We start from the raw sequence: 17210 nt of genomic DNA, 5'->3' as shown, positions 1-17210 counted from the left end.
CGTCCATTAGACCCACTGCGCAAAAATATCCAAAGTTTTATCAAGTTCTTCACGGGTGGTTTGCTTACCAAAGGATAGTCGCAAACTTTCTCTGAGGCGGGGGCTGTCTGGGCCGTACATCGATAGAAGCACCCGACTTGGTTCCAGAGAACCTGCTGAACAAGCAGACCCTGCTGAAATACAAATTCCTTCTAAGTCTAAGCGAATCAAGGTCTGGTCACTCGGATGGCCTGGCCAGTAGAGATTGAGGAGGTGAGGCAACTCGACCGTCTGTGGGCCGTTCACCTGAAAATTCAACCCTTTTTTCTCTGCTTGTTCGAGGAAGTAGGCCCGCATCTCCCCCAGATGTTTATTATTCTGATCGGCTTCTGCCTGAAGAAGACGTACCGCTTCACCAAGGCCTAAGATCTGAACCAAACTCTCAGTTCCTGCCCTTAAGCCATGCTCCTGCTCCCCACCTCGGATATAAGGCGTAAAGTCTCGCTTAGCCTTACGGTAGTACAAGAAACCCACTCCTTTTGGTCCGTAGAACTTATGGGCAGAGACACACAGTCCATCTATCCCCATCTGGTCAACATCGATCGGAATATGCCCGTAAGTTTGGACTGTATCCGTATAGAAGAAGAGCCCCTTCTCTTGGCAGAACTTGCCGATCTGTGCGATAGGTTGGAGGGAACCCACTTCATTATTCCCCGCAAGAATAGATACCATGATCGTGTCTGGGCGAACGGCCGCTTTTAAGGCGTCAAGAGAGATGTGCCCCTCCTCATCCAAGGAAAGATAGGTCACTTCAAAGCCCTGACTCTGTAAAAAGTGAGCCGTCCGATAACTCGAGGCATGTTCTACCTGGGTCGTAATGATGTGCTTGCCCTTGCCACTGAGCCGTCGAGCGGTCTGAACCAAGGCGGAGTTAGTGGCTTCCGTAGCACCACTTGTAAAAATAATATCGCTCGCCTCTGCGTGAATACTGGATGCAATTTCTTGACGAACTTTTTCAAGTTTCGCATGCGCACTTCTCCCCAGAGAATACAAACTCGAAGCATTGCCAAAGTCATTCTGCATCGCCTGTGTCATCGCTTCGATAACCCGCGGATCCATTGGAGTCGTTGCCGCATAATCAAGATAAATCATCTCATCCCTCCTTTTCCTTCTTATCCTTTTCATTGTATCACTTTCTCACCTTCCCTGTCGCTTCCTTTTTCATTATTTCTTAGGGAGTGGCTTTCTCTTTTTCAAAAAACACCATCAATCGCAGCCCCTCCTTTTGTGCTATACTTAAACGGAACTTCCAGAATAATGGAAACTTCCACAGAAAGGAATGTCAACTATGAATTCAGACGCTCCACTCGCCTACCGCATGCGACCGCGCCAATTAGATGAAGTGATCGGGCAATCTCATCTCGTCGCTCCTGGGAAAATCATCTGGCGCATGGTCCACGCCCAAAAACTCAGCTCAATGATTCTCTATGGCCCACCAGGTATCGGAAAAACCTCTATCGCTAGCGCTATTGCTGGCTCGACTCACCACGCCTTCCGTCAGCTGAATGCAGCGACCGATAACAAGAAAGCCCTCCAAGCGGCCGTAGATGAAGCAAAATTTTCCGGAGGACTTGTTCTTTTACTAGACGAAATCCATCGCTTGGACAAGACCAAACAAGACTACCTCTTGCCCCATCTTGAGAAAGGAACCCTCATCCTCATTGGAGCGACCACTGAAAATCCCTACCTCTCGATTAATCCGGCTATCCGAAGCCGGACACAGATTTTCCCCTTACATCCCCTCTCTCCAGAAGATATTCTGCAAGGATTAGATCAAGCCTTAGCGGATAAGGAGCGTGGCCTAGGGGACTACGAGATTCAACTCGATGAAGAGGCGCGTCAGCATTTCGCTCAGTCTTCCAATGGAGACTTGCGCGCTTCTCTCAATGCTTTAGAGTTGGCTGTTCTTTCAACTGAAAAGGACGCTCAAAGGAAGATACGGATTAGCTTAGAAATTGCCGAAGAATGCCTCCAGAAAAAAGCTTTCTCTCACGATAGCAACGGCGACCTTCATTACGATGTGATCTCTGCCTTCCAGAAAAGTATCCGTGGAAGTGATGTGGATGCCGCCCTCCTTTATGGCGCTCGTTTAATAGAAGCCGGGGATTTACAGAGCTTGGTTCGGAGATTGATCGTTTGCGCCTATGAAGACGTAGGTTTAGCTAATCCTGAAGCCTGTCAACGAGCGGTTACTGCTTGTGAGGCGGCCTTGAAGGTAGGATTACCTGAGGCTCGTATTCCTCTGGCGAACGCAATTATCGACCTCTCCCTCTCTCCGAAGTCTAACTCCGCTATTCTTGCTATCGACGAAGCTTTGAGTGATGTACGTACCGGAAAAGGTGGCCTTATTCCCGATTATTTAAAAGATGCCCACTACGTAGGGGCAAAAAATCTCGGCCACGGTGTCAACTATCTCTATCCTCATGATTATCCTTCTCACTGGGTTAAGCAAGCCTATCTCCCGGAAACACTCCGTCACCGGCACTACTATAAAGCTTGCCACACCGGTGCTTATGAGCAAGCTTTAGATAGGGAAAATCAAAAAAGGCGCCAGCGTTCCTAAAACAAGCCCCCTTTATTCAAGGACACTCTATCCAACCGAGTCCCTCTGAGGGAATGTGAAATTATCTTGCATAATCCGCTAAATCATGTTAATATACTGGTGATGACAGGGATCTAAAGTACACGTGATTCTTTTTATGTGCTGACCGAACAATGACTATCTAGGGAATTGTGAACGTCTACATAAGTAACGCCTTTTATAGAAGGACTACTGAAGTCGGCTATATCAGTACCCACCTACTATCACGTGGGTTCAGACAGATAGAGTTTTAACGGTACACTTGGAAACCTGCATAAAAATAAAACTATTTTTTAAACCTAGGTATGAAAACCTAGGTTTTTTGTTTGCTTATTTGGAATTCTTAAATTTTTACTCTTTCAGTTTTTACACTCTCTCTTTCAAAAGAAAAAGCATGAAAATTTGGATGGTAAGCGTTTTTTTTATGCTATTAATCTGCTATAATATGAGTGAAAGGGAGTGTGAAAAATGTATAAAAAATATCAACGTATCTTAGCTCCAGTCGATGGCTCCAAGGAAGCGGAACTGGCTTTAAAAAAATCGATTGCTATCGCTCTTCAAAACGATGCTTCCCTTATTATCTGCCATGTCGTGGACACTCGCTCCATCCAAACAAGTACAGGCTACGAAGGCATTCTATCGGATGAATTAGTCGATCAAGCCAAATCCCTCTTAGCTGATTACAAGAAGTATGCGGAAAAGCGTGGAGTCAAAGAAGTCAAAACGATCATCGATTATGGCTCTCCAAAAATTCAAATTGCCTTCAAACTTTCTAAGGAAAATAATATTGATTTGATTATGATTGGAGCGACTGGCTTAAACGCTGTTGAACGCTTATTTATCGGGTCCGTTTCTGAATACGTCATTCGAAACGCTAACTGTGATGTGTTAGTGGTTCGTACCAATCTTGAGAATATAGAAGAGGACGACTAATTCCCCTTCTTACCACAACAAAAAGCACAAGACATTCCTTAAATTAAGAATGTCTTGTGCTTTTTTGGGATGATCACTATTTAATATTTAAAATTCGTTTTTCTTATGCTTACCTTAAATCATCATAAAGGCATAAGCTGCTAATGCGCCGCCTATCATAGGTCCTACCACAGGAATCCAAGCATATTCCCAATGTGAACTTCCTTTATGGTCCATTGGAAGGAAGGCATGAACGAGACGTGGCCCTAAATCTCGCGCTGGATTAATCGCATACCCTGTCGGTCCACCTAATGAGACCCCAATGCTGATAATCAAGGCTCCTACCACAGCGGTCCCTAACCCTGGCGCCATGGTTGTTTTGGTAAAGGAAAGAATACCAAAGACTAAGACAAACGTTCCGATAGCTTCACTCAAAAGATTATTCCAGTCAGAAGGAATAGCTGGGCCTGTGCTAAAGGTACCTAGAATGGTTTCCCCATCTTCCGTCACTTGATAATGTTCATAGTAATGGAAGTAAACCAAAACTTGCCCCACTATCGCACCTGCCATTTGTGCCAATATATAAGGGAGAACGAGATTCCACTTTAGAGATCCTTGAATAGCAAAAGCCAAAGTCACTGCCGGATTCAGATGGGCTCCACTGAGATAGCCAGAAGCAAAAGCTGCTACCATCACCGCTAATCCCCAACCTATATTGATTGCTAACCAGCCAGCATCCTTTCCTTTGCTATCTTTTAAGCTAACATTAGCCACTACCCCATTTCCTAATAAAATCAAAAGTGCCGTCCCTAAAAATTCCCCTAGTACTGCTTGTTCCATTTTATTCCTCCTTAACTTTTTGCCTTCAAATCAGACAAGTCATTCTCTCGTAATGTTTTTTCGAGTGCCTCTCTTTGAGCTTCTTCTTCTTCTGGGGTCCATTGGAAATAAGTAGCCATCGTCTTCAAGACAGGAGCTTTCAAGTCCTCTAATTTTTCTCGCTTAAAGAGCATATAGTTGGTCCGACGTAAGAAGTAGTCCACAGGTGTGAGCACCATTTCTTGTTCAAGCGCATAATAGAGCATCAAACTCTCTGCAAGCGTCATGCCTTCAATAGCTTCTACCTTCCCAGCTAATGCATAAAGCTGAGTCACATTGGATCCATAATAAGAAGCTAAGTAATAGGCTTCCTCCTTATCTAACCCTCGATTTACCCCAATTTGCGTATAAGATTCAAATTCTGCTTCAATATTAGCTGGGTTAATCTCCCCACCAGAAACAGGGTAAGTTTTGGAATTAATCAAGTGGAAGTGGCGATGCTCATTTTTCTCTAACAAATCGATAATTTTCTTCATGGCTCCTTCTGCCATCTTCCGATAGTCCGTAATTTTACCACCGGCTAAGGTAATCAAGCCATTCTCATCCTGCTCTAAGCTACTCCCTCTCGACACTTGAGAAGGGCTGAGTTCTTGTTCAGAAAGACTCGCTTCCAAACCTGCCACCACGCGTTCGACCTGATCTCTCGTTTTTTCTTGGTGAAGATAAGCTTTTACTGCGTCGATTAATTGATTGAAACTTTCATCATTTATCTTTCCGCTATTCCCACCATTATAATCAGAAGCACTGTTTCCTGAAAGTAAAGGACGTAAGCCTGCCCAAGAACTTTCAATATCTTCTAATCTTAAGTGAGCTTTAGGGAATCGCCGGTTCACCGCTCCTAAAAGGTAATCGACATCATCTTGCTCTACTCGAGGATGTTTAAAGTCTCCCTGATAATCTGTATCTGTCGTTCCAAAATAGGTCTTATTCTCACGAGGCAAGACAAAAATCATCCGGCCATCTTCATAACCGCTATCAAAATAAACCGGCTGAGAAACCTTTAATTTACTACTGTCAACAACCAAATGCACGCCCTTGGTGGGACGCATATTAGTTTTAGCGACATCTTGACCGAGATAACGCGTTTTATCGCTCCATGGGCCAGTGGTATTAATGACATAGCGTGCTTGAATAGTAAAGGTCTCTCCTGTCAAGAGATCCTTGGCTACTACACCTTTTATCTTTTGATGATCATCATAGACATAATCAACTGCTTCCACACGACTTGCGATAAGTGCTCCATCTTGATTGGCCCGTTTAATATTTTCAATCACTAACCGAATATCGCTATTATTAAAATCGAGATATTGTCCGCCTCCTAGAAGACCTTCTGGATTTAAATCAGGCTCATATTCTAAGACTTCTTCCTTAGTCAAGAGGGTATTAGCATATTGGGTTTGAGTGACACCTGCTAAGGAATCATAGAGATCCATAGCAATCTTCAAGCGAAAGAGATTAAAAGTTGTCTCTGGTTCATCATAAACTGGAAGAAGCATGGGATCTGGCTTAGGAATATGAGGAGCAATTTGTTGGACAACGGCCCGTTCTCCAACAGTATCTGCCACTACTTCTACATCGAATTGTTTCAAGTAGCGAATGCCTCCGTGAACTAATTTGGTCGACCGACTGCTGGTCCCTTCTGCAAAGTCTTGCATTTCAATTAAGCCTGTTTCTAAGCCACTTGCAGCCGCTTGTAAAGCCACACCTGCTCCCGTAATGCCTCCTCCGATAATTAAGAGGTCTAAGGTTCTCTCTTTGAGTTTATCGATGGCTTGTTGTCGTGTTTCTTTTGAGAATTTCATCATGGTCGCTTCTTTCTGTATTTTTTCCCTAATCTTGTGCTTCTTCTACTTCTGTAAATAAACGGGTGGCTTTCACCGCACGCTTCCAGCCATTGTAGAGCTGCTCTTTATGCGCATTGTTCATCGTTGGTGTGAAGGTTTGTCCAATAGAGTTTAAACCTCTTAATTCATTAACATCCTTCCAAAAACCTACCGCTAATCCCGCTAAAAAGGCAGCACCCAGAGCGGTTGTTTCAAGATTCTTTGCTCGGGCGATTTCAATTCCTAAGATATCTGCTTGGAACTGCATGAGGTAGTTATTCATCGCTGCTCCACCGTCTACTTTTAAGACATTGATCTCAATTTCCGTATCGAGTTCCATCGTATCGATAATGTCCCGTGTTTGATAAGCCAAGGATTGAAGGGTAGCCTTCACAAAATCTTCCCGTGTTGTCCCTCGAGTTAATCCAAAGACAGATCCTCTTGCCTTTGGATCCCAATGTGGAGCTCCTAATCCTGTAAAGGCAGGAACCACATAAACTTCATCGTCATTTTGAGACTTCATCGCATAATTTTCAGATTCTGGAGAAGTCTTCACTAGTCGCATACTATCTCTTAACCATTGAATAGCGCTCCCTGCTACAAAGATGGAGCCTTCCAAAGCATAAGTAATCTCTCCATTGATGCCGTATCCAATTGTCGTGATTAAATTATTCTTAGACAGTTTAAATTCATGACCCATATTCATAATGATAAAGGCCCCTGTCCCGTAAGTATTCTTCACCATGCCTGCCTCTAAAGCTAATTGCCCAAAGAGCGCCGCCTGTTGGTCCCCTGCCATCCCCGCAATAGGCACCTTGGCACCATAGAAATGGAAAGGAATAGTCTCTCCGTAAATCTCGGAATTGGACCGTACTTCTGGTAACATCGCCTTTGGAATATTCAAAATCTCAAGCAATTCATCATCCCACTTTAATTCTTTAATATTAAAGATCATGGTTCGTGCTGCATTGGAATAATCTGTCACATGGACTGCTCCATTGGTGAGCTTCCAGACAATCCAAGTATCCATCGTTCCAAAGAGTAAATCCCCAGCTTCTGCCCGTTCTTGAGCTCCTTCCACCTGGTCTAAGATCCAGCGAATCTTGGTCCCAGAGAAATAAGGATCCACCACCAATCCTGTCTTTTGGCGAATAAGGTCTGAATAGCCTTCTCGAATCAATTGCTCAGCAATAGGTGCTGTTTGACGAGACTGCCAGACAATCGCATTATAGATCGGACGACCGGTATGTTTATCCCATACAACTGTTGTTTCCCGTTGATTGGTAATGCCTATCCCTTTGACTTGCTCGGGTTTAATCCCGCTTTCAATAAAGGCACCTGCAATGACAGATTGAACAGAATTCCAGATTTGATTGGCATTGTGTTCTACCCATCCTGCTTTCGGAAAAAGTTGATCAAATTCTTTTTGATAAGATCCTACATTTTCACCTTTGTGGTTATAGATAATGGCTCTCGTACTGGTAGTGCCCTGATCAATCGCTAAAATATATTCTTCTTTCATGGATAGACCTCCTTTATCAGATACTCTTATTTTAGTGTAAGCGGATACAAAAAGAACCTCAAAATTTTTATAAAAATAAAAATTCTTGAGGTTCTTTTTCTTCATTCACCGCCCTTTAGACTACTTGCCGTCTTAAGACAAGTAGTTAAAAAGCTTTAATAAGTAAGGTGTTTTTATGAGGAACTTATATATAGAGAGGATACGGCAAAATTTATTCTGCTAGTCCCTTTAAAAAAGCCTTCAAATCTTCCAAGTCCTTCTCAATCTTTTGATCCTTTAAATAAAAAACAGGCTTATCCACGGACTGTAAGTAATAATCACTAATCAAGACATCGTAATCATCGGAGTGATTTTCTCGATAGGCTTCTAACAGAAATTGATCCGTCTTTCTTAATTTTTGAGAGAGATAGCGCATTTGTAAGGAGCGGATGAGGGGAGGTCCTCCTAAGCAAACCCCTATTCGGTAAGTCGGAATAGGCTCTACTCGATAGTAAGCCCATAATTGGCTGAGCTGGTCTACATAATAGGTTACCTGTTTCTCCTTAAGCTCTTGGTGGAAAAGATTTTGACAGACTTCTGCTATTAAACGTTTCGCTTCTATAGGAGGCTGTCCCTTCTTATCGTAGGGACTCTCTTCTAAAAAAATCGGTCCAAAGAAATACAATCTCGCCATCAAATGGCTGCTATAAGCGAGGGGAGCTGTTTGAAGTGGGAGATTCAAGTCAGAAAGAGATTCCTTCATTCCTTTCAACACCCATTGGGTAGCTTCTGTTAAGGGACCTCCATAACCCAGGAATTTTTCATTCAAGCTATCACTCAACAAACCTCTTGCCATCAAAAAAGCGATCAAGACACCAACTTCCCCCTGATCCACATTCGTTGCAAACTTCGTCAAATAATGCAAGAGACTTTGGTATAGATACCGATAGATCTCGCTGACTTCATAGGGGGCAAGAGCTCCCTTCAAAGCAGAAAAATCCCTGCTATTCGCTTGCCCTCTCCATTGACTGATATAGAGCCAAAGCGCTAATTCCATCTTTTGTTTGGGATGAAAGGTCCTTTGAGTGATCCCTTCAAACAGATACAGCTGATCATACATTCCTTGAGCTTGTAACAAACTCATAAGGTCTTTAGGGGCTAAAGTCTGCCGATAAAATTCAAAATAAAAATAACGAATCCAGTGTTCTGGTCCTTGAAGTTCACCATTCCACAGTTGAATTCCTATAGGCTGAAGCGAGTGATTAAGATGTTTCAACTGGCGACTCACTGTGGCTTCACTCACCATTAATTTCTGAGCTAATTGCCATTTACTTAGTTTGGAATGCGTTAAAAACAAGCGAAGGATCTTCATTCTTATAGAATCTTGAGTGAAAGAAGCCACCACATCCTGCCATTGCAAATGAGCAGGAAGATGAAGATGGACTTTCTCCTTCTCTTCCCACATTTTTCCTTGATGATAATCATTAAACTGTTGACAATACTTCCAAAAGGTTTGAGGGCTAATCTGTAAAACCTGAAGAAGTTCCCTTCTCGCTACGCCCTCTTTCTCTTCTTTCAAATAAGCCAGCAAGTCATAGAGGCAAGCTTCATTCCGATCAAAAAGCACTTTGACTTGCATCACATACCTCATTTCTAGCTGCTAAGCGTTTCAAATAATGACTTTCAAAATCTAACCAATCCCTCTCTTGTTCCACGCTTTCCCCATTGCGATAAAAAGCACTCTCTAAAGCAAGGGCTTGGTCTGTTTTTTGACATGCTAAGATCTCTTCCAGATAAGCTGCCGATCGACTGATGTCTCGACGGCTAAGCGCCTGAACGCCTAGCACTTGCCCCGTATAAAAATCAGAAAGGATCTGAATAAAGTCCTCCCCATCTTCTTGGTAAGAAACAAAGATCCTCCGCCCTGTCAAACGCATCTCTTCCTCAGTCAATCCTCCACATAATAAGGTCTGATCAAAAAGATAGGAAACAATAATCCGCTGACTAATCGACCGCTTCAACTGCTGATAAAAGAGATTCTCAACGGCTATCTTGGCAGAATTTTTGGCATGATGAACCAAAGGAAGATAAATTTTCTCTCGATAAGGACCAAAAGGCACTCGAATCAAATCTCCAATCGCAAAAACTTGAGGGACACTCGTTTGCAAATAATCATCCACTTGAACTGTCCCATCCGGATAACAAGTCACCTGATCCTTTAACCAGGCACTATTCGGGACAAAATTAGTCGCTAATTGAACGGCTTTTGTCTGATAAGTGGCTTTTGACGTTTCAATCTGACAAAAAGGAGAATGAAACGACATCCGATTGACGGTTGCCCCTGTCACTATTCGGATTCCTGCCTGCTCTAAGCGGCGTTGAATTCGCTCACTCATCGGATGATCCAAATATTTAAAATTAAGGTATTCAGAAGCTTCCAGAAGGGTGACCTGTTTGCCTACTCGATGATAAACTTGACTAGCTTCTAAACCGATCTGACCAGCTCCTACCACTAGGACTTGATCTGACCGCTTTAACAATTCCAAACTTTGGCGACTTTCTTCTAAAGAGCGAATTTTAATTAAGGAGCTATCTTCTTCAAAATCTTGCACCAAGCGCTGATTATCCTGGGATCCCGTCGCTAAAATCATCGCATCATAGGTCAAGCTTTGCACACGGCCTTGATAGAAGATCTGAAGACTTTTGTCAGCGGGTAGGATTTTAAGCGCTCGACAGTTCAAAAGGCAGGTGATATTTTGATTAGCTAGCTTTTCTTGGAGAGCATGGTCTTCTCCTTCCAAGGTCTCAAATTCGCCAATAAGGTACCGATTAAAACGTGTGGGGTGATAACCTAGGACCTGACTCTGATCCAGTAATTGGATCGTCGCTGAAGGATAACGTTTTCTCGCATAGAAAGCTGCCTCCAAGCCAGCGACAGAGGCCCCTACAATTAAGATCTTCATTCAATCTCTCCTCTTCTCTAAAAAAAGCAAGATCTCCTTTCAGAAACCTTGCTTTTTTCAAAATCGATTGCATTTTATTAAGCGTTAATATGTCCTAGACGAACCGTATCACGAACGATCATTAATTCTTCGTCAGTTGGAATGACATAAACTTTGACACGAGAGTCATCGGTAGAAATGAGCCCTTCTTTGGTGGATTCATTCCGTTCCTTGTCAATCTTAATTCCCAAGTTTTCCATATCTGCTAAAACTTGTTCACGGAAAGGTGCAGAATTTTCACCCACACCGGCTGTGAAGACGATAGCATCTGCGCCATTCAATTCTGCTAAGTAAGAACCAACATAACGTCTAACAGCACTGATATAAACATCTAAAGCAATCTTCGCACGTTTGTTGCCTTTTGCCATAGCTTCTTCCACATCGCGCATATCGGAAGATACGCCAGAAAGGCCCTTCAAGCCAGATTCGTTGTTCAAAATGCGAAGCATTTCTGTCATATCAATGTGTTCTTTTTCCATGATGTAAGCCAACATCGAAGGATCCACATCACCAGAACGTTTTCCCATCACAACCCCAGCAACTGGAGTGAATCCCATAGAAGTATCAATAGATTTACCTTTCTTAACCGCTGTAATGGAAGCCCCATTTCCAACGTGGCAAGTAATAATGTTTACTTCTTCTGGTTTCTTGCCCATTAATTCGGCACAACGTAAGGAAACATATTTATGAGAAGTTCCGTGTGCTCCATACTTACGTGCCCCATATTTTTCATAATATTCATAAGGAACCCCGTAAAGATAATTTTCAGCAGGCATTGTGGTATGGAAGGAAGTATCAAACACTCCAACAGCTGGTTTACCTGGTAAGAGCTTATGGAAAGCACGAATAACTTTTACTTCAGCTGGATTATGCAAAGGTGCATATTCAGAAAGGGCATCAATTTGGTTTAATTCATCTTCACCAATTAAGAGAGAGTCTTTGAAAACTTCTCCCCCAGCAACTACACGGTGACCAGTCCCTGCAATTTCATCAATGTTTTTAATAATCCCAAGAGTTTTTAACTTTTCCAATAAGATCTTGGTAGCAACATCATGATCTGGGACATCCTTAACATCGGTGAATTTTTCACCGTCATATTTAATGACAACGTTCGAATCATTTAGTCCGATACGGTCAATAAGCCCAGAAGCCACAACTTCTTCACTAGGTATTTCAAAAATTGAGAATTTTAAACTAGATGATCCAGCGTTTAAAGCAAAAATTTTAGACATACACTAACTCCTTTTTTTAATAATACAAACATCATAAATCAGTCTGCGACTATTCTAACACAAACGTTAATAAAAATTCACGTGATTTGCATAGAAATTTTACATTTGTCTGCTTGTGAAATAAAAAATATGCTCACTACATTTTCCCTTTTATTTTTGAAAGGACTTTGATCTTAACCAATAAGTTTTCATATTTTCCCTTGTGAATCATTTACTATAATTCATAAAATACAGTTTTATCTGCATAAAATGCTTGATTTTTGACACGAAAGGGCTTACATTAAGCATAAAGGAATTCAGAAAGTTTCCTCTCTGATTATTTCTCAACAATTTTTACGTTATTAAACTAAGGAGGACTGTATTATGGCTAACTTAAATGATGCAAAAATTATTTTAATTGGTGATGGCGGTGTAGGTTCTGCATTTGCTTATTGCAACGTTTTGCAAGGAATTGGACGAGAACTCGGTATCATTGATATTAAGGAAGACCGGGTAAACGCCGATGTCTTAGACTTAGAAGACGCTACAGGATTTACTGCACGTAAACGTGTTTACCAAGCTACTTATGAAAACTGTAAAGATGCCGACATCGTCGTTATTACTGCAGGGATTCCTCAAAAGCCAGGTGGAGAAACTCGTTTGGATCTCGTGGATAAAAACTTACCTATCTTTAAAGAAATGGTTGGTAAAGTTGTTGACTCAGGTTTCGATGGAATCTTCGTCGTTGCTTCTAACCCAGTGGATATCTTGACCTATGCTACTTGGAAATTCTCAGGTTTCCCTAAAGAAAGAGTCATCGGATCAGGGACTTCTCTCGATACTGCACGCTTCCGCGCTGAAATTTCTAAAGTATTAGATGTTGATCCACGAGATATTATCGCATATGTTCTTGGAGAACATGGAGATAGTGAATTTGGGGCTTGGTCTCACGTTGCAGTGGGTGGTCAACCTATTGAAAAATTCGCAACAGCTGAAAACCGCTTAGCTGACGAAACTTATCAAGATGAAGTCAGTGATTACGTTCGGAACAAAGCTTACGACATTATTAACGGAAAAGGTGCAACTTACTATGGCGTTGCTGCTTGCTTAAACCGTATTTGTCGTGCCATTCTTGATAACGAACATGCTGTTTTGCCAGTTTCTGCTTACTTAGATGGCCACTACGGTCAACATGATGTCTTTACAGGTACTCCTGCTATTATCTCTTCTAAGGGGTTAGAGCAAGTTGTAGAACTTCAACTCACTGACAAGGAACAGGCTTTAATGGAAAAATCCTGCTCAGCCATGAAAGAAATTCAGACTAATGCTTTTGCAAAATTAGAGCAATAGAAATTTTCTTTCCTAACTTACATATAGACACCATACATATATAGAAACAGGCTGACGAACATCAGCCTGTTTTTATATGCCTATCAGCGAATCCCCCTCCCTTCATCCTCCATACTTTAATAAAAAAATCCGTAAGTAAGAGTCAGTAGGCTCTTCTTACGGATTTTTTAACAAATATCTTTAAACTTGTCACTAACTTCAAAAGGTAGAAAAACAACTTAATTCAATTATCTAACTTATCATAACCTGTTTCTTCAGTAACTTTAACTCTCGGAAAATCCAAAAGCACGAATAAAATACTAAAGATAAATGTTAAATAACAATACCAAACCCACGGCATAACCTGTACTGGTGATACCTTTGCCATACCACCTGCTACTAACAATTGTCCTGCATATGGAATAAACCCTTGAACATTAGTTCCAAACATAGACAATATCGTTGCTACTCTTGCTCTAGCTAAATGGAATTTTTGTCCAATTTCCTGAGCCAATGGTCCCACAGTAACAATTGCGATAGTATTATTCGTTGTAGCTACACATAATAATGTTACTAAAAATCCAATTGAAAGTTCAGCAGCTTTTTTAGATTTTGTTTTCTTTCCTAAAGTTGCCATGAGCCATTGAATACCACCTAGGTACTTCATCACTTCAACAAGGCCACCGACAAATATAGCGATGATAGCCATGTCTTCCATGCCACCCATTCCTTTTTGAACAAATTCCATAGAGCCAATCCAGGAAAAATCACCATGAATCACACCGATAAAGATTCCGGATAATATTCCTAATACCATTACCTTCACCACGTTTATTCCAAGTAAAGATAGAGCAATAACAAAAATATAAGGGACAATGTTGATCAATTGATATTGGTAACTTCTCGATGAAACATTCGAAGTATCAATATTTTGAATTCCTAATAAAAGTAAATTAATGAAAACAGCAGGTAATACAATCAAAATATTCGCCTTAAATTTAGCTTTCATGGATATTCCTTGTGTCCTCGTTGCAGCAATTGTCGTATCAGAAATAAAAGAAAGATTATCTCCAAACATTGCTCCTCCAACCACAGCACCACAAATCAATGCCATTTTACAATTTGTTTTTTTGGCAATATTAATAGCTATCGGTGCTAAAGCTACTACAGTTCCCATAGATGTTCCCATAGCAAAACTTAAAATACACCCTATAATAAATATCCCAGGTAAAATCAGCTTTGCAGGCAAAATACTTAATCCTAAATTAGATATAGATTCAACCGCATGCCATCTTATTGGCAACGACATAAAATCCTCCTGCAAGTAAAAATATTAAAACCATCAATACTAATGTAGATTCTCCAGCTCCATGACAAAAAATTTCAATTTTTTCATCAAAAGAACTCGATCTATCCATAATTAACGCTGCTGCAATAGCAATACTAATTCCTATCATCAACGGCATTTTATCAAAACTACCAGAAATGACACCAACTAACACATATAGGACAGGAAAAACAATCAAAGGAATCATCCCTCGAACATTTCCTTTCTTCATAAACAAACCTCCTTTTATCGCAAGTAACCGTTTTCGCAAGTTGGATATATCTCTTATCACCAAAAAAGTCAAGGAAATCCCAAAAGAATCAAATTAATTCAAAATAAAGACAAAAAAGATCCGTTCTAATCTTGTCTTTGACAATGATTAAAACGGATCCTTATTAAGAAAAGACTTTTTCTACTAGGCTTCAAATACTATTAACTTTGATACTTAACATTTACACTAATAATTTAACTTTATTTTTCTCTAAATAGTTACGCCATTTTTTAGCAGGTTCTTCATTGGTAACCACATAATCTATTAAATCGAAATGTGAAATTAAAAAAGCAGTCCTATAGTCAAATTTCGTATTATCAGCTAATAAATAATTCGTTTCAGAAGCTTGAAAAAAACTTTCCCGAATTCGAGATTCTTGCTCATTCGTATCTGTAGGTTCAAATTTCATGCTTAGTCCAGAACAACTCACAAACGATTTATCTACTACATACCATTTAATAGATTCATCTGTCACTTGACCAATTAAAGATTTTGATTTAGATCTTAAAACTCCACCTAAAACAACTAAATTAATATTTTTACAATTCATTAAAATATTGGCATTTACTATAGAATTAGTAATAACAGTAATAGATAGATCTTATTGATCAATTTCTTTCGCTAAACAATTCACTGTTGTCGAAGAATCTAAAGCGATGGTATCTCCAAATTTGATAAATTGTATACACGTTTTAGCGATTTGCTTTTTTTCATTTTTTAGCATTTCCGATCGAATGCCAAATGGAACTTCGTTATCTGATGGTTCAATTAAAAAGGCCCCTCCTCTTACCCTTTTTACAGTATTATCACTTTGTAATTCCGCTAAATCATTTCTAACAGTTTCTTCTGTTACATTAAATAATTTACTTAACTCAGAGATTGACACACTTCCCCTTTTTTCAAAATTTCTTTTATTGCTTTTATTCGTTCAAATTTTAGCATAGTTGTCCCAACCCTTCCCATATTCTTATGCAAAATCCTTTTGTTAGGAGTCTTCATAATAAAATAAATAGGAGTCTAATGCATCCAATAATATTCCATCTGATTTTTTTAATCTAAGTCCATTGCAATGAATTAAATACTACACACAACTTTGGTTTTAATAAAGTAATTTACTATTATACCACATGATAATAATTCATTATTCAATTGCTTTTCATTATTCTATCGTATTATATTAAATTTTACAGAATAATCTGTATTTATATGCTTACCCTTCATTTACTCTCATCTTCAAGGAAATGTTCAAAGCATTCCTCCCGTGAAAAAATACGGTAATGCGACTTAAAATCTGCAAAAAGGCTGCTCTGTTCAGATGGTTCTGCAACTTCTATATCCTGCCACTTTCCTTGATAATAGACTTGATTCCAAAAATGAATGTTCGAAGACTCCTCTTCTGAAGTCAAGGACTGTCCCGATATAATTCTAGATGGAATATTTGCGTAGTCACACGTTAATTGAAAAAGCGCTGCATAAGCACTCGGACTTCCTTTATGCTTCACTATTAATGAATAAGGAGAATGGCTATCCGCTTCTCCGTAGGTCGGTAGATTCTCTACAGTAGCTAGAAGCTGAATGTCCTTCTTTATTTTTAATAATTTTTCTTCTACAGGACAGGCTTGGTACCCTTCCGCAAGAAACTTCGCCCATTGATGAACAATTTGATCTTCTTCTGGACGATGAATCCACTGAAAGGCATAGTAAATCTGTGATTGTCCCTTATTCACGTCATTATAAGTTACGACTTTCATAGATCTCACCATTTGACCATAATAACTGCCGAAAAGAGCTTCTTTGGTCATCTCAAAAGCTTCTTGATCGCTCAAATTGGCAGTATTCATCGTCAAATAAAACGAAAGCTGGCCATTCTTAAATTGCTGTATCAAAGTCTTTCGCAAGTCACTTCGAAAAGTCTTCCGATCAATTTGTCCAACATAGACATCGCTAATCTTTAGTTCTTCTATCTCTCCATCCACACTTTTGGCATAAGAAACGCCATGCAAGAGTTGCTCTTTAAATTTTTCTGATGCAGACTCCCCAAAAAGTTCTGACCAATTCTCTAAGGAACAGAACCAGTGAGGACTATTCGAATGCACAGACATCCCGATAAAAAGTGCTAAAAGCATACATAGACTACTCATTGCTAATATAATATCTTGTTTTTGCTTGCCCATTCGCTCACCCTCTCTTTGACCTATTATTAATAATAGTATAGCACATTTGTTCACAATCTTATCAAAGAATTCTATTATAATTAATAGGAATATCTTATAAAATAAAGATTCTATTGCTTGTTCAAAATTTCTTATGTTTCTAAAAAAGGACAGGTTATGTA

Annotated in this window: 13 protein-coding genes, 1 other RNA gene and 1 pseudogene; 4 read left to right on the top strand and 11 right to left on the bottom strand. The window is 40.2% G+C overall.

Annotated elements, in window-relative coordinates; translation table 11 throughout:
* Positions 1–6: 6 nt before the first annotated feature.
* Positions 7–1131, bottom strand: coding sequence for a cysteine desulfurase family protein (locus AWM71_RS06885; protein ID WP_060777258.1), 1125 nt, complete (start codon positions 1129–1131; stop codon positions 7–9).
* Between the two features lie 196 nt (positions 1132–1327).
* On the opposite strand from AWM71_RS06885, the gene AWM71_RS06880 reads away from it, so the two are divergent.
* The 3 genes from AWM71_RS06880 to AWM71_RS06870 all read left to right on the top strand — a co-directional run bounded on the left by AWM71_RS06880 (position 1328) and on the right by AWM71_RS06870 (position 3553).
* Positions 1328–2602, top strand: a complete 1275-nt coding sequence (locus tag AWM71_RS06880; protein WP_060777257.1) for a replication-associated recombination protein A — start codon at positions 1328–1330, stop codon at positions 2600–2602.
* A 107-nt stretch (positions 2603–2709) separates the two neighbouring features.
* A non-coding RNA gene (ssrS, locus tag AWM71_RS06875) (6S RNA) lies at positions 2710–2893 on the top strand.
* A gap of 195 nt (positions 2894–3088) precedes the next feature.
* Complete coding sequence (locus AWM71_RS06870) at positions 3089–3553, top strand: universal stress protein (protein ID WP_060777256.1); 465 nt, start codon at positions 3089–3091, stop codon at positions 3551–3553.
* A gap of 114 nt (positions 3554–3667) precedes the next feature.
* On the opposite strand, the gene AWM71_RS06865 is transcribed toward AWM71_RS06870, so the two are convergent.
* The 6 genes from AWM71_RS06865 to AWM71_RS06840 form a co-directional block, all read right to left on the bottom strand.
* A complete protein-coding gene (locus AWM71_RS06865; RefSeq protein ID WP_060777255.1) occupies positions 3668–4372 on the bottom strand; it encodes an MIP/aquaporin family protein in 705 nt (234 codons plus the stop codon).
* A gap of 11 nt (positions 4373–4383) precedes the next feature.
* Positions 4384–6213, bottom strand: a complete 1830-nt coding sequence (glpO, locus tag AWM71_RS06860) for a type 1 glycerol-3-phosphate oxidase (RefSeq protein WP_060777480.1) — start codon at positions 6211–6213, stop codon at positions 4384–4386.
* 28 nt (positions 6214–6241) lie between these two features.
* Complete coding sequence (gene glpK / locus AWM71_RS06855; RefSeq protein ID WP_060777254.1) at positions 6242–7756, bottom strand: glycerol kinase GlpK; 1515 nt, start codon at positions 7754–7756, stop codon at positions 6242–6244.
* Positions 7757–7967: 211 nt separating this feature from the next.
* Positions 7968–9374 carry a helix-turn-helix domain-containing protein gene (locus tag AWM71_RS06850; protein ID WP_060777253.1) on the bottom strand — a complete coding sequence of 469 codons (1407 nt, stop codon included), beginning with the start codon at positions 9372–9374 and terminating at the stop codon, positions 7968–7970.
* Positions 9352–10698, bottom strand: a complete 1347-nt coding sequence (locus tag AWM71_RS06845) for an NAD(P)/FAD-dependent oxidoreductase (protein WP_060777252.1) — start codon at positions 10696–10698, stop codon at positions 9352–9354. Before AWM71_RS06845 ends, AWM71_RS06850 begins: the two co-directional genes overlap by 23 nt.
* 77 nt (positions 10699–10775) lie before the next feature.
* The gene (locus AWM71_RS06840) at positions 10776–11969 is read right to left on the bottom strand and encodes an acetate/propionate family kinase (RefSeq protein ID WP_060777251.1); all 1194 of its coding nucleotides are present in this window, start codon (positions 11967–11969) and stop codon (positions 10776–10778) included.
* A 363-nt stretch (positions 11970–12332) separates the two neighbouring features.
* On the opposite strand from AWM71_RS06840, the gene AWM71_RS06835 reads away from it, so the two are divergent.
* Positions 12333–13298, top strand: a complete 966-nt coding sequence (locus AWM71_RS06835) for an L-lactate dehydrogenase (RefSeq protein ID WP_060777250.1) — start codon at positions 12333–12335, stop codon at positions 13296–13298.
* A gap of 223 nt (positions 13299–13521) precedes the next feature.
* Here the strand turns inward: AWM71_RS06835 and AWM71_RS06830 are convergent, their stop codons facing one another.
* The 4 genes and pseudogenes from AWM71_RS06830 to AWM71_RS06815 all read right to left on the bottom strand — a co-directional run bounded on the left by AWM71_RS06830 (position 13522) and on the right by AWM71_RS06815 (position 17049).
* Positions 13522–14586 (bottom strand): Na+/H+ antiporter NhaC family protein, encoded by a 1065-nt coding sequence (locus AWM71_RS06830; protein ID WP_236701120.1) that lies wholly within the window; start codon positions 14584–14586, stop codon positions 13522–13524.
* Positions 14555–14836 (bottom strand): hypothetical protein, encoded by a 282-nt coding sequence (locus AWM71_RS08495; RefSeq protein ID WP_236701119.1) that lies wholly within the window; start codon positions 14834–14836, stop codon positions 14555–14557. The genes AWM71_RS06830 and AWM71_RS08495 overlap by 32 nt, the downstream gene beginning before the upstream one ends.
* Positions 14837–15056: 220 nt before the next feature.
* Positions 15057–15764: pseudogene (locus AWM71_RS08625) on the bottom strand (DeoR/GlpR family DNA-binding transcription regulator); the annotation flags it as partial.
* A gap of 328 nt (positions 15765–16092) precedes the next feature.
* Entirely contained in the window at positions 16093–17049 is a 957-nt protein-coding gene (locus AWM71_RS06815; protein WP_060777247.1) for a transglutaminase-like domain-containing protein, read from the bottom strand.
* Between the last annotated feature and the right edge of the window lie 161 nt (positions 17050–17210).

The sequence above is a fragment of the Aerococcus christensenii genome (assembly GCF_001543105.1).
In the GTDB taxonomy this organism is placed as follows: Bacteria; Bacillota; Bacilli; order Lactobacillales; family Aerococcaceae; genus Aerococcus; species Aerococcus christensenii.
The sequence above is the reverse complement of the archived record's forward strand: the minus strand, read 5'-3'. Positions and strand labels throughout refer to the sequence as shown.

Bases quoted from the DNA above. Each gene is read 5' to 3' on its own strand.
- AWM71_RS06885 (WP_060777258.1), bottom strand. From the start codon at position 1,131: ATGATTTATCTTGATTATGCGGCAACGACTCCAATGGATCCGCGGGTT.
- AWM71_RS06880 (WP_060777257.1), top strand. From the start codon at position 1,328: ATGAATTCAGACGCTCCACTCGCCTACCGCATGCGACCGCGCCAATTA.
- AWM71_RS06870 (WP_060777256.1), top strand. From the start codon at position 3,089: ATGTATAAAAAATATCAACGTATCTTAGCTCCAGTCGATGGCTCCAAG.
- AWM71_RS06865 (WP_060777255.1), bottom strand. From the start codon at position 4,372: ATGGAACAAGCAGTACTAGGGGAATTTTTAGGGACGGCACTTTTGATT.
- glpO (WP_060777480.1), bottom strand. From the start codon at position 6,213: ATGAAATTCTCAAAAGAAACACGACAACAAGCCATCGATAAACTCAAA.
- glpK (WP_060777254.1), bottom strand. From the start codon at position 7,756: ATGAAAGAAGAATATATTTTAGCGATTGATCAGGGCACTACCAGTACG.
- AWM71_RS06850 (WP_060777253.1), bottom strand. From the start codon at position 9,374: ATGCAAGTCAAAGTGCTTTTTGATCGGAATGAAGCTTGCCTCTATGAC.
- AWM71_RS06845 (WP_060777252.1), bottom strand. From the start codon at position 10,698: ATGAAGATCTTAATTGTAGGGGCCTCTGTCGCTGGCTTGGAGGCAGCT.
- AWM71_RS06840 (WP_060777251.1), bottom strand. From the start codon at position 11,969: ATGTCTAAAATTTTTGCTTTAAACGCTGGATCATCTAGTTTAAAATTC.
- AWM71_RS06835 (WP_060777250.1), top strand. From the start codon at position 12,333: ATGGCTAACTTAAATGATGCAAAAATTATTTTAATTGGTGATGGCGGT.
- AWM71_RS06830 (WP_236701120.1), bottom strand. From the start codon at position 14,586: ATGTCGTTGCCAATAAGATGGCATGCGGTTGAATCTATATCTAATTTA.
- AWM71_RS08495 (WP_236701119.1), bottom strand. From the start codon at position 14,836: ATGAAGAAAGGAAATGTTCGAGGGATGATTCCTTTGATTGTTTTTCCT.
- AWM71_RS06815 (WP_060777247.1), bottom strand. From the start codon at position 17,049: ATGGGCAAGCAAAAACAAGATATTATATTAGCAATGAGTAGTCTATGT.